The following is a 12417-nucleotide window of genomic DNA, read 5'->3' on the forward strand; positions in this document are numbered from 1 at the left end:
TTCGCTGGCAGTTGCCTGTGCCGAAGTGGCCAAGACCACAAGACCAGGCCGGGGGCATCCCCACCAGTGAAATGCGTATCAGGTTTTTAGGAGCGCTGTAATGCCTGAGATCTATCACTTCTTCCAACAGCTGGTTAATGGCCTGACCATTGGCAGCACCTATGCCTTGATAGCCATTGGCTACACAATGGTTTACGGCATCATTGGAATGATCAACTTCGCCCATGGCGAGGTGTACATGATCGGTTCCTACGTGGCCTTCATCGCCCTTGCGGGCCTGGCCATGATGGGGATCGATTCACTGCCGATATTGATGACCGTCGCCTTCGTCGCCACGATCTTCGTTACCAGTGCCTATGGCTACAGTATCGAACGGGTCGCCTACCGTCCGTTGCGTAACAGCAACCGGTTGATCCCGCTGATTTCTGCCATCGGTATGTCGATTTTCCTGCAAAACACCGTATTGCTATCCCAGGACTCCAAGGACAAGTCCATCCCCAACCTGATCCCTGGGAGTATCTCCTTCGGCCCGGGCGGCGCAGAGGAAGTGCTGATCTCCTACATGCAGATCCTGGTTTTCGTAGTCACCCTGGTGGCCATGACCGGTTTGACCCTGTTCATCTCCCGCTCGCGTCTGGGCCGGGCCTGCCGGGCCTGTGCCGAAGACATCAAGATGGCCAACCTGCTTGGCATCAACACCAACAACATCATCGCCCTGACCTTCGTCATCGGTGCCGCCCTGGCGGCCGTGGCGGCCGTGCTGCTGAGCATGCAGTACGGGGTGATCAACCCCAACGCCGGTTTCCTGGTGGGCCTGAAGGCCTTTACCGCGGCTGTGCTGGGCGGCATCGGCAGCATTCCGGGCGCCATGCTCGGCGGGCTGGTGCTGGGGGTGGCTGAAGCCTTTGGCGCCGATATCTTCGGTGACCAGTACAAGGACGTCGTGGCATTCGGCCTGTTGGTTCTGGTGCTGTTGTTCCGTCCGACCGGCATCCTCGGCCGTCCGGAGGTTGAAAAAGTATGAACAAAAATCTTAAACAGGCGTTCTTCAGCGCCTTGCTGGTCTGGGCTGTCGCCTTCCCGGTGCTGGGCCTGAAACTCAGCATCGACGGCATCAACCTGATCGTTCACAGCCAAGGGCCTTTCACCCTCACGGTCATCGCCGTGTGTTCGGTGCTGATGTTCTTGCGCGTGCTGTTCGACAAGCAATGGAGCGCGGCAACCAGCCGCCGTTCGGGCCGTAAGTTGATCTCGCCGGCCATGAGCAACTTCCTGACCCTGCCCAAGACCCAGCGCTGGATCATCATCGGCCTGATCATGGTTGCACTGGTGTGGCCGTTCTTCGGCTCACGCGGCGCGGTCGACATCGCCACCCTGATCCTGATCTACGTGTTGCTGGGCCTTGGCCTGAACATCGTGGTCGGCCTGGCTGGCCTGCTCGACCTGGGTTACGTCGGCTTCTATGCCGTCGGCGCCTACAGCTACGCCCTGCTGTCGCACTACTACGGCCTGAGCTTCTGGATCTGCCTGCCGATTGCCGGCCTGATGGCGGCGACCTTCGGCTTCCTGCTCGGCTTCCCGGTATTGCGTCTGCGCGGCGACTACCTGGCCATCGTGACCCTGGGTTTCGGTGAAATCATCCGCCTGTTCCTGCGAAACCTCACCGGTCTTACCGGCGGCCCCAACGGGATCAGCAACATCGAGAAACCAACCTTCTTCGGCCTGACCTTCGAACGCAAGGCCGCCGAGGGCATGCAGACCTTCCACGAGTTCTTCGGCCTGCAGTACAACTCGATCAACAAGGTGATCTTCCTCTACCTGGTGGCGCTGCTGCTGGCGTTGCTGGCGCTGTTCGTGATCAACCGCCTGCTGCGCATGCCGATCGGTCGCGCCTGGGAAGCCCTGCGTGAAGATGAAATCGCCTGTCGCGCACTGGGCCTGAACCCGACCATCATCAAGCTCTCGGCGTTCACCCTGGGTGCCTGCTTCGCCGGTTTCGCCGGCAGCTTCTTCGCCGCACGCCAGGGTCTGGTGACACCGGAGTCGTTCACCTTCATCGAATCGGCCATCATCCTCGCCATCGTCGTGCTCGGCGGCATGGGCTCGCAACTGGGCGTGATCCTTGCGGCCATCGTGATGATCCTGCTGCCTGAGCTGATGCGTGAATTCAGCGAATACCGCATGTTGATGTTCGGTGCGCTGATGGTGTTGATGATGATCTGGCGTCCGCAAGGCCTGCTGCCTATGCAACGTCCACATATGGAGCTGCGTCGATGAGCCGCGAAATTCTGCAAGTCAGCGGCCTGAGCATGCGCTTCGGCGGCTTGTTGGCGGTCAACGGCGTGGCCCTGACCGTCAAGGAAAAACAGGTAGTGGCGTTGATCGGCCCGAACGGCGCCGGCAAGACCACGGTGTTCAATTGCCTGACCGGTTTCTACAAGCCGAGCGCCGGCAGCATCCTGCTCGACGGCCAGCCGATCCAGGGCCTGGCCGGCCATCAGATCGCCCGCAAGGGTGTGGTGCGGACCTTCCAGAACGTGCGTCTGTTCAAAGAGATGACCGCCCTGGAAAACCTGCTGATCGCCCAGCACCGGCACCTGAACACCAACTTCTTTGCCGGCCTGCTCAAGACCCCGTCCTTCCGCCGCAGCGAGCTCGAAGCAAAAGAGTACGCACGGTACTGGCTGGAGAAGGTCGACCTGCTCGAGTTCGCCAACCGCCCCGCCGGTACGCTTGCCTACGGCCAGCAACGGCGCCTGGAAATCGCCCGCTGCATGATGACCCGTCCACGGATCATCATGCTCGACGAACCGGCGGCCGGCCTCAACCCGAAAGAGACCGAAGACCTCAAAGCGCTGATCAGCGTGCTGCGTGAAGAGCACAACGTCACCGTGCTGCTGATCGAGCACGACATGAAACTGGTCATGAGCATCTCCGACCACATCGTGGTGATCAACCAGGGCACGCCCCTGGCCGACGGTACGCCGGAACAGATCCGCGACAACCCTGAAGTGATCAAAGCCTACCTGGGGGAAGCGTAAATGCTGCAGTTCGAAAACGTTTCCACCTTCTACGGCAAGATCCAGGCACTGCACAGCGTCAACGTCGAGATCCGCCAGGGCGAGATCGTCACCCTGATCGGTGCCAACGGTGCCGGCAAATCGACCCTGCTGATGACCCTCTGCGGCTCGCCGCAAGCGAGCAGCGGCAGCATCCGCTACCTGGGTGAAGAGCTGGTCGGCCAGCCGTCCTCGCACATCATGCGCAAGAGCATCGCTGTGGTCCCTGAAGGCCGCCGCGTGTTCGCCCGCCTGACCGTGGAAGAAAACCTGGCCATGGGCGGTTTCTTCACCGACAAGGGCGATTACCAGGAGCAGATGGACAAGGTCCTGCAACTGTTCCCGCGCCTGAAGGAGCGCTTCAGCCAGCGTGGCGGCACCATGTCCGGCGGCGAGCAGCAGATGCTCGCCATCGGCCGGGCGCTGATGAGCAAACCCAAGCTGCTGCTGCTCGACGAGCCATCGCTGGGCCTGGCACCGATCATCATCCAGCAGATCTTCGACATCATCGAACAACTGCGCCGTGATGGCGTGACGGTGTTCCTGGTCGAACAGAACGCCAACCAGGCGCTGAAAGTCGCCGACCGTGCCTATGTGCTGGAAAACGGCCGGGTGGTGATGGAAGGCACCGGTGAAGCGCTGCTGACCGACCCGAAAGTCCGCGACGCCTACCTGGGCGGTTGATGCCAGACGCTTTATGCCACAAATGAAAAAAGGCCTTCGGGCCTTTTTTCTTGCCTGCTGTAACGCCTCCAGGGCACCGGACTCTAGTGCTGCAGGTGGGCCAGAAGCGCTGGCTCTAACCTCCCCTTACTACTGGAGCCTCATCATGACCAAGTCCCTCAGCGCCGCCGCACTTATCCTCTCCCTGGGCTCGAGCCTGGCCTTCCTGCCTGTTGTCCACGCCGCCGACGACATGAAAATGAGCAAGGAAGCAAGCATGGAGAAAGACATGAAAATGGACAAGAAAATGGCCGACGACAAGAAGATGGACATGAGCAACGACATGAAGATGGACAAGAAGATGGACAAGAACGACAAGATGATGAAAAACGAAATGCACGACGACAAGATGTAACCCCTACAGGGTCCGCAAGGCCTGGCTGCTGCGCCTGAACCAGGCCAGCAGGTAATCGGCCAGCACCTGGACCCGCTGCGGCATCCCGCCTTGATAGGGGTGCACCAGGAACAACGGCACGCTGCGCGTCTGATAGTCGCGCAGCAACCACTGCAAGCGGCCGTCAGCCAGTTCTGCATGGAGCATGTACGACGGCAGACGGGCGACCCCGGCGCCCAGCAGCGCCGCCTTCTTCAGCAAACTGTAATGATTGCTGGCAAAGCTGCCCGCCACCTGCACCCGCAACAGTTCGTGCTGCTGGTGATACAACCACTCTTCACGGCCGCTGTAATGGCTGTTGAGCAGGCAGCGATGGCTGCTCAGTTCGCCCGGCACCATCGGTTCGCCATAGCGCTGCAAGTAGGCCGGGCTGGCGCAGGTCAGCTCCTGCATGGCCAGCACCGGGCGGGCAACCAGTCGCGCGTCATCCTGGACATCGGTGCGAATCGCCAGGTCAAAGCCGTCGCCCAGCAAGTCGCGATAGCCGTTATTGAGCTCAAGCTCCACTTGCAGGTCCGGGTAGCGAGCGGCGAACTCCAGCAGCAATCCTTCAAAAAACGTCTCGCCCAACGACACCGGCACGGTGATACGCACCGGTCCCGCCAGTTCGTCCTTGAGCATGGCCAGGGTTTGCCGCGCCCCTTCCATTTGCCGCACCAGTGCCTGCGCCTGGGGCAGCAACATGGCGCCGGCAGCGGTCAGGCTCAGCCGCCGGGTAGTGCGGTGCAGCAACTTCACCGAATGGCTGGCTTCAAGGGCGCTGATGCGCTTGGACAGTTGCCCCTTGCTCCAGCCCAGTTGTTGCGCGGCCAAGGTAAAGCTGCCGGCATCCATCAGCACGGCAAAGGCCGCCAGATCATCGAGGTCGCTCATGGATTGTTTCCATATGAAAACCAAAGGTTGCCTATTAGCACGCTTATCTACAGAAAAATCCACCCTAGACTTGAGCCTTGTCTACACACCCTACGAGGAATGGCTCAATGAAAATCCTGTTGATCGGCGCCAGCGGTACCATCGGTTCGGCGGTTGCCAAAGAGCTGGAGCAACGTCATGAAGTGCTGCGCATCGGCCGCAGCAGCGGCGACTATCAGGTGGACATCAGCGACAGCGCCTCGATCCGGCGCCTGTTCGAGCAAACCGGCCGCTTCGATGCCCTGGTCTGCGCCGCCGGCAATGTCACCTTCGCCGCCCTCGATGAAATGAACGCGGAGCACTTCGCCCTGGGCCTGAACGACAAGCTCATGGGCCAAGTCAACCTGCTGCTGATCGGCCGCGAGTTCATCAATGATGGCGGCTCGTTCACCTTTACCAGCGGCATCCTCAACCGCGACCCGATTCGCACCGGGGCCTCGGCCGCGCTGGTTAACGGCGCCCTCGATGCGTTCGTCAAGGCTGCCGCCATCGAATTGCCCCGTGGCCTGCGGGTCAACACCATCAGCCCCACTGTACTGGTCGAAGCCATGCCGGCCTATGCGCCATATTTTCGCGGTTTCAAACCCGTTCCGGCCGCCGACGTGGCACTGGCCTATGCCAAGAGCGTCGAAGGTTTGCAAACCGGCCAGACCTACCAGGTGGGCTAAGGCCTTGTGATCGGCGACCAGCCTGCGTAACGTGGCGGCACCTTTTGCTCGAGATGCTGGAGTTTGCTTGATGCGTGCTGCCCCTTCGCTGTTGCTTGTCGCCTTGTTGCCGCTGTTCGCCGGCTGCCAGATGCTGGCTGAAAAGCCGCAAGCCGCCTCTACCGCCGGCCAGACCCGCATGCAGGGCGAACTGACGGCCCAGGGCGGACAACTGCTGTTCAAGCCCTGTGAAGAGACCCGCCGCTTTGCCGTGACCGACAGCGGCAACACCGGCCTGCTGCAGGAAGCCAGCGCGCTGGCGGCCACCCCCGGCACCCTGTTCGCCGACGTGCGCGGTACCTTGTCGGCCAGCGCAAAGGCCGGCAACGACGGCCAGTTGAACGTACAACGCCTGTACCGCATCGAACACTCCAGCAGCGCCTGCAGCGACCCCAACTTCAAGCGCCTGACCCTGCGCGCCAGTGGCCACGAGCCGGACTGGAACCTCAAGGCCGGCGGCAAGGGCATGGTCCTCGAACGCCTCGGCCAGCCAACACTGGCGGTCCCTTTCCTGGAAGAACAGCTGCCCGACGGGCGCTTCAGCCTCAACACCGAGGCCAACGGCCAGAAAGTCGAGCTCTGGGTCGCTCCGCAACGCTGCGTCGACAGCGCCACCGGCAGTGTCCAGCATCTGATCGCCGAGCTACGGGTGGACGGCCAGACCCTGCGCGGCTGCGCCTACTACGGTGGCTCACGCAACGACTGATCATCGGCGCCTGCGTTTAACCTGCCTGCAAAGGCGGCGAACAGCTTATACTTGGCGGTTTGTGTAAAGCCGCCGGCCGTCCATGGCCGGGATACTGGACCCTGCCATGTTACGAATCACCGAACTGAAGCTGCCGCTGGATCATCCTGATGAAGCCCTGCGCGAGGCCATCGTGCAACGCCTTGGGATCAGCGACGAGCAACTGCTGGACTTCACCCTGTTCAAGCGCAGCTACGATGCGCGCAAGAAGAACAGCGAGCTGCTGTTCATCTACACCATCGACCTGCAGGCGAGCAACGAAGCCGAACTGCTGCAAAAGTTCGCCGACGATCACAACGTCAACGTCGCCCCCGATGTCAGCTACAAAGTGGTTGGCCAGGCACCTGCCGACCTGCAGGAGCGGCCCATTGTGGTCGGCTTCGGCCCGTGCGGGATCTTCGCCGGCCTGCTGCTGGCGCAGATGGGCTTCAAGCCGATCATCCTCGAGCGCGGCAAGGAAGTTCGCCAGCGCACCAAGGACACCTGGGGCCTGTGGCGCAAAAGCGTGCTCAATCCCGAGTCGAACGTGCAGTTCGGCGAAGGCGGCGCCGGGACCTTCTCCGACGGCAAGCTGTACAGCCAGATCAAGGACCCGCAGCACCACGGCCGCAAGGTATTGCACGAGTTCGTCAGAGCCGGTGCACCGGACGAGATCCTCTACGTCAGCAAGCCGCACATCGGTACCTTCCGCCTGACCGGCATGGTCGAAAACATGCGTCAGGAAATTCAGGCGCTGGGCGGCGAAGTACGCTTCGAACAGAAGGTCACCGACCTGTTGATGGACGACGGCCAGCTCAATGGCGTAGTCCTGGAAAGTGGCGAACAGCTGCACTCGCGCCACGTCGTCCTGGCCCTGGGCCACAGTGCCCGTGACACCTTCCGCATGCTACACGCCCGTGGCGTGTTCATGGAAGCCAAGCCGTTCTCCATCGGTTTTCGGATCGAGCACCCGCAATCGCTGATCGACCAGGCGCGCCTGGGCAAGTATGCCGGCCACCCGAAACTCGGTGCAGCCGATTACAAGCTGGTGTACCACGCCAAGAACGGCCGTTCGGTCTACAGCTTCTGCATGTGCCCGGGCGGCACCGTGGTTGCCGCTACCAGCGAGCCGGGCCGGGTAGTCACCAACGGCATGAGCCAGTACTCGCGTAACGAGCGCAATGCCAACTCCGGTATTGTTGTCGGCATTACCCCCGAGCAGGACTACCCGGGTGGCCCGCTGGCCGGTATCGAGCTGCAGGAAAAACTCGAAGCCCACGCTTACGTGCTGGGCGGCAGCAACTACCAGGCACCTGCGCAGCTGGTCGGTGACTTCGTTGCCGGGCGGCCGTCCACCGCCATCGGCAGTGTCGAGCCGTCCTACAAACCGGGGGTGAACCTCGGCGACCTGGCGCCAAGCCTGCCGGATTTTGCCATCGAAGCCATTCGCGAAGCATTGCCAGCCTTCGATCGGCAGATCAAGGGCTACAACCTGCCAGACGCGGTGTTGACCGGGATCGAAACCCGCACCTCATCGCCGCTGCGCATCACCCGTGATGCCAGCATGCAGAGCCTGAACCTCAAGGGCCTGTTCCCGGCGGGTGAAGGTGCTGGTTATGCCGGCGGGATCCTTTCGGCAGGTGTCGACGGGATTCGCATTGCTGAAGCGGTGGCGCGCAGCATGCTCGGTCTGCAGGCCTAAGTAGCTATCGCGGGTCAAGTCGGGTCGCCGCACCGCCGCTCCCACAGAGATATCTGCAATCCTGTGGGAGCAGCGGTGCGACGACTCGACGTGATCCGCGATGGGCTGCAAGGCAGCCCGCCTTCAAACACCCTCGCGCAACACCGACTCCGGCAACGCCTCACCGCGCTCGACACACGCCGTCACCGCCGCGATCATCCCCTCCAGCTGATACCCCTGCCCGCTCAACCAGTCCTGGTCATAGTAGGTAGTGGCGTAGCGATCGCCGCCGTCGCAGAGGATCGCCACGATCGAGCCGGCCTCCCCCGCCGCGCGCATGTGTTGCGCCGCCGCCAGGGCGCCGATCAGGTTGGTGCCGCTGGAGCCGCCGACCCGCCGCCCCAGGCGCTGGGCCAGGTAATGCATGGCCGCCAGTGACAGGGCGTCCGGCACCTTGACCATGGCGTCGATCACCTGCGCCAGGAACGACGCCTCGACCCGCGGTCGGCCGATGCCTTCGATGCGCGAACCACAGTCCAGGCGCAGCGAGCGGTCACCGGTCTTGTAGCAGTCGAAAAATACCGAGCGCTCGGCATCGGCGCACAACACCCGGGTGGCGTGCTGGCGATAACGCACGTAACGGCCCAGGGTCGCGGTAGTGCCACCGGTACCGGGGCTGGAAATCAGCCAGCTCGGTTCGGGAAATTGCTCGAAGCGCATCTGGGCAAAGATCGACTCGGCGATGTTGTTGTTCGCCCGCCAGTCGGTAGCGCGCTCGGCATAGGTGAACTGGTCCATGAAGTGTCCGCCGCTTTCCCGGGCCAGACGCTCGGACTCGGCGTAGATCTGCGTCGGATCCTGCACCAGGTGGCTCTGGCCACCATAGAAGGCGATCTGGGCGATCTTTTCCTGCGAGGTACTGGCCGGTACCACGGCAATGAAGGGCAGCCCAAGCAAGCGCGCAAAGTAGGCTTCGGAAATCGCCGTCGAGCCGCTCGACGCCTCGATCACCGGCGCGCCCGGACGCAACCAGCCGTTACACAGGGCATAAAGAAACAACGAACGCGCGAGCCGGTGCTTGAGGCTGCCGGTGGGGTGGCTCGACTCATCCTTGAAATACAGCTCGACCTCAGGAAACCCAGGCAGCGGCAGCGGGATCAGGTGGGTATCGGCGCTGCGCTGGAAGTCCGCTTCGATGATGCGGATGGCTTCACGGGCCCACTGGCGGTGATCGGTCATAGTCGATTCTCGGGCAAAAAGTTCGAAGTTCAGCAGAACATGTTAGGAAAATTCTGATAATTGCTACAGATACAGCCACGGTGAATTATCGACTGCAACTGCTAGGCTGCATGGCGTGAGTTGGTTACAGCTTATAACAAAAAAGAATATAGTTTTTGTTTTAAAGAATATCACCACAGGGTAGGGTGTGCCCCTATCAGAACCTTCAGGATGGAGAGCGCCCTTGCCCCTGCGTAGCACTTTCACTCGTTTCTTTCAGTTGGAAGCTGCCAGCGGTCTATTACTGATTGCTGCAGCTGCCCTGGCCTTGATCATCAACAACTCGCCCTTGTCGTACCTGTACAACGGCTTGCTGGATGTTCCCGTAGTCGCCCAGATTGGCGCGCTGAAAATCGCCAAGCCCCTGTTGTTATGGATCAACGACGGGCTGATGGCCCTGTTCTTTCTGCTGATTGGCCTGGAGGTCAAGCGCGAGGTGGTCGACGGGCATCTGTCCAAGCCTTCGCAGATCGTCTTGCCCGGCGCAGCCGCTATCGGCGGCATGGTGGTACCGGCGCTGATCTACTGGTTCCTCAACAAGGACAACCCGGCTGCCGTGGCTGGCTGGGCAATCCCCATGGCCACCGACATCGCCTTCGCTCTCGGCGTGCTGGCCTTGCTCGGCAAGCGCGTACCGGTTTCACTCAAGCTGTTCCTGATGACCCTGGCGATCATCGACGACCTGGGGGCGATCATCGTCATCGCCCTGTTCTACTCGGGTACCCTGTCGAGCCTGTCGCTGGGCCTGGCGGCAGCTTGCCTGCTGGTACTGATCGCGATGAACCGCATGGGCGTGGTCAAGCTTGGCCCGTACATGGTGGTCGGCCTGATCCTCTGGGTCTGCGTGCTCAAGAGCGGTGTGCACGCCACCCTGGCCGGTGTCACCCTGGCGCTGTGCATTCCGCTGCGCACCAAGAACGCCGAGCCTTCGCCGCTGCTGAGCCTGGAGCATGCCCTGCACCCCTGGGTTGCCTATGGCATCCTGCCGCTGTTCGCCTTCGCCAACGCCGGTGTGTCACTGGCCGGGGTCAGCCTCGAAAGCTTCACCCATCACGTGCCGATGGGCATTGCCGTAGGTTTGCTGGTGGGCAAGACCCTCGGCGTGTTCGGCTTCGCCTGGGTGATGATCAAGGCAGGCATGGCCGCCTTGCCGGCGGGTGCCAACTGGGGCCAGGTGCTGGGTGTGGCGATTCTCTGCGGCATCGGCTTCACCATGAGCCTGTTTGTCGGCTCCCTGGCCTTCGTGCCGGGTAGCAGCGAATACGCCGGCATGGACCGCATGGGCATTCTCACCGGCTCCATTCTGGCCGCGCTGATCGGCTATGGCATCACCGCGCTGTCGAGTCGCAAGCCCGTCACGGCCTGAGTCTCAAGGCAATAAAAAACCCCGACCGGCTTTGCCGAGTCGGGGTTTTTAATGGGTGGTGCAAAACTCAGTGAGTGACGCGACTGGTGCCGTCGACGGTCATGATCCGCACACGCTCGCCGACGCGGAAGATCTCGTTCTGCTGCACGGCCTGCACGTAGGCACGCATGCTGCCGTCATCTTCACGCACGGTGATTTCCACGCCTTGGGTGCGGGTCAGGCCTTCTTCGGCGGCGGAGCCTGCCAGGCCACCGGCCACGGCGCCGATCACGGCGGCAACGATACTGCCGCGGCCACCACCTACCGCACTGCCGGCGACGCCGCCGACGATGGCACCGGCGCCGCCGCCGATCGGGGTCTTGGTCCCTTCGATTTTTACCGGCCGCAGGGACTCGATGGTGCCCATGCGCACGGTCTGCACACGGCGCGCTTCATCACGGGAGTACGAATCGCCGGTCAGGCTCGAGGCACAACCACCAAGCAGCAGCGACATTGTGGTGAAGCTTGCCACCAGCAGAACAGATTTACGCATTGGATGATCTCCGTAAGACAGATGCTCATTAGACTCCGCGCATTGACGACTGTCACGACACATGCGGGGTAAAATTGCTTCCATTCAGCTTCCGTACAGCCTGTTGCTATAGGGGCAGCCTGTAGAAACTTCTAGCGCAAGGATAGACATGGATTACTTCATCGTCGTCATAACCACCGTGGCAGGCTTGTACTTCCACTGGTGGATCTACGTTCGCATCAAGCGCTGGATGGACCGTGACCTGGCCTTGTCGCTGGCAGGCCAGGACGAAGGCAAGAAAGCCTTCATGCTACAACGTCTGGACAGCGCCAAGGCGCAAAAGGTCAAACGCAGTGAACTGGCGGCCTGGCTGGAACGCGAGGCCGCCGGTTACCAGGCCGATTAAGGCGCGAGGCGCTCACGCAGCCAGTTACCTTGCTGCAAGCGATAGTTGAGGCGGTCGTGCAGGCGGCTGGCGCGGCCCTGCCAGAACTCGATGCGCTCGGGTAGCAGGCGGTAGCCACCCCAGTGCTCCGGGCAGTGTGGCTGGTTGTCGCTAAAGCGCTGTTCGGTGGCCTTGACCAGGCCCTCGAGCTCGGCGCGGTTGGCGATCACCCGGCTCTGCGGTGAGGCCCAGGCGCCCAGGCGGCTGCCCAGCGGGCGCACCTGGTAATACTCGTCCGATTCTTGCGGGCTGACCTTGACCACCCGGCCCTCAATACGCACCTGACGCTCCAGCGCCGGCCAGAAGAAGGTCATGGCCGCGAACGGGTTGGCCAGCAGCTGCTGGCCCTTGGCGCTGTCGTAGTTGGTGAAGAAGGTAAAACCCTCCTCGTCCAGGCCCTTGAGCAGGACGATCCGGCAATGCGGGCGGCCTTCGCTATCCACCGTCGCCAGGGTCATGGCGTTGGCTTCCACCGGTGGCTGCTCGGTGTTCAGGGCATCATCGAACCATTGACGAAACAACGCGAACGGCTGCGCCGGAGCCTGGGCTTCGGTCAGGCCATCGCGGGTGTAATCGCGGCGCATATCGGCCAGGGACTGGGTCATTACTGCGTTCCT

The 12417-nt window shown here is 61.9% G+C and carries 14 protein-coding genes; 10 read left to right on the forward strand and 4 right to left on the reverse strand.

All coding sequences use genetic code 11. The features are described 5' to 3' along the window. The first annotated feature begins 100 nt into the window (after positions 1 to 100). From livH to ACZ9A3_RS17535, 5 genes are all read left to right on the forward strand, one after another. Positions 101 to 1024 (forward strand): high-affinity branched-chain amino acid ABC transporter permease LivH, encoded by a 924-nt coding sequence (gene livH, locus ACZ9A3_RS17515; RefSeq protein WP_028943524.1) that lies wholly within the window; start codon positions 101 to 103, stop codon positions 1022 to 1024. Continuing rightward, positions 1021 to 2277 carry a high-affinity branched-chain amino acid ABC transporter permease LivM gene (locus tag ACZ9A3_RS17520; RefSeq protein WP_045197825.1) on the forward strand — a complete coding sequence of 419 codons (1257 nt, stop codon included), beginning with the start codon at positions 1021 to 1023 and terminating at the stop codon, positions 2275 to 2277. Before livH ends, ACZ9A3_RS17520 begins: the two co-directional genes overlap by 4 nt. Next, complete coding sequence (gene livG, locus ACZ9A3_RS17525) at positions 2274 to 3041, forward strand: high-affinity branched-chain amino acid ABC transporter ATP-binding protein LivG (protein WP_045197823.1); 768 nt, start codon at positions 2274 to 2276, stop codon at positions 3039 to 3041. Before ACZ9A3_RS17520 ends, livG begins: the two co-directional genes overlap by 4 nt. Further along, positions 3042 to 3743: an ABC transporter ATP-binding protein gene (locus ACZ9A3_RS17530; RefSeq protein ID WP_045197821.1), complete on the forward strand. Its 702-nt coding sequence runs from the start codon at positions 3042 to 3044 to the stop codon at positions 3741 to 3743. It abuts the gene before it with no gap. Positions 3744 to 3888: 145 nt separating this feature from the next. Continuing rightward, on the forward strand, positions 3889 to 4137 hold the full coding sequence (locus ACZ9A3_RS17535; RefSeq protein WP_258594632.1) for a hypothetical protein: 249 nt from the start codon (positions 3889 to 3891) through the stop codon (positions 4135 to 4137). Positions 4138 to 4140: 3 nt separating this feature from the next. Here the strand turns inward: ACZ9A3_RS17535 and ACZ9A3_RS17540 are convergent, their stop codons facing one another. Next, complete coding sequence (locus ACZ9A3_RS17540) at positions 4141 to 5049, reverse strand: LysR family transcriptional regulator (RefSeq protein ID WP_093380195.1); 909 nt, start codon at positions 5047 to 5049, stop codon at positions 4141 to 4143. A 107-nt stretch (positions 5050 to 5156) separates the two neighbouring features. Between ACZ9A3_RS17540 and ACZ9A3_RS17545 the strand changes: the two genes are divergently transcribed. The 3 genes from ACZ9A3_RS17545 (at position 5157) to ACZ9A3_RS17555 (ending at position 8221) form a co-directional block, all read left to right on the forward strand. Continuing rightward, positions 5157 to 5756: a short chain dehydrogenase gene (locus ACZ9A3_RS17545; protein ID WP_045197815.1), complete on the forward strand. Its 600-nt coding sequence runs from the start codon at positions 5157 to 5159 to the stop codon at positions 5754 to 5756. Between the two features lie 70 nt (positions 5757 to 5826). Beyond that, entirely contained in the window at positions 5827 to 6501 is a 675-nt protein-coding gene (locus tag ACZ9A3_RS17550) for a COG3650 family protein (RefSeq protein ID WP_045197813.1), read from the forward strand. 106 nt (positions 6502 to 6607) lie between these two features. Further along, entirely contained in the window at positions 6608 to 8221 is a 1614-nt protein-coding gene (locus tag ACZ9A3_RS17555) for an NAD(P)/FAD-dependent oxidoreductase (protein WP_045197811.1), read from the forward strand. Between the two features lie 123 nt (positions 8222 to 8344). Here the strand turns inward: ACZ9A3_RS17555 and ACZ9A3_RS17560 are convergent, their stop codons facing one another. Next, positions 8345 to 9439, reverse strand: a complete 1095-nt coding sequence (locus tag ACZ9A3_RS17560) for a PLP-dependent cysteine synthase family protein (RefSeq protein WP_045197810.1) — start codon at positions 9437 to 9439, stop codon at positions 8345 to 8347. Positions 9440 to 9662: 223 nt separating this feature from the next. On the opposite strand from ACZ9A3_RS17560, the gene nhaA reads away from it, so the two are divergent. Next, positions 9663 to 10844 (forward strand): Na+/H+ antiporter NhaA, encoded by a 1182-nt coding sequence (gene nhaA, locus ACZ9A3_RS17565; protein WP_093380192.1) that lies wholly within the window; start codon positions 9663 to 9665, stop codon positions 10842 to 10844. A gap of 67 nt (positions 10845 to 10911) precedes the next feature. Here the strand turns inward: nhaA and ACZ9A3_RS17570 are convergent, their stop codons facing one another. Next, positions 10912 to 11376, reverse strand: coding sequence for an outer membrane lipoprotein (locus ACZ9A3_RS17570; RefSeq protein ID WP_010221079.1), 465 nt, complete (start codon positions 11374 to 11376; stop codon positions 10912 to 10914). Positions 11377 to 11524: 148 nt separating this feature from the next. On the opposite strand from ACZ9A3_RS17570, the gene ACZ9A3_RS17575 reads away from it, so the two are divergent. Next, a complete protein-coding gene (locus tag ACZ9A3_RS17575) occupies positions 11525 to 11761 on the forward strand; it encodes a hypothetical protein (protein ID WP_038999159.1) in 237 nt (78 codons plus the stop codon). Here the strand turns inward: ACZ9A3_RS17575 and pdxH are convergent. Then, entirely contained in the window at positions 11758 to 12405 is a 648-nt protein-coding gene (pdxH, locus tag ACZ9A3_RS17580; RefSeq protein ID WP_045197804.1) for a pyridoxamine 5'-phosphate oxidase, read from the reverse strand. The genes ACZ9A3_RS17575 and pdxH overlap by 4 nt on opposite strands. Between the last annotated feature and the right edge of the window lie 12 nt (positions 12406 to 12417).

The organism is Pseudomonas sp. TE4620 (assembly GCF_056279045.1).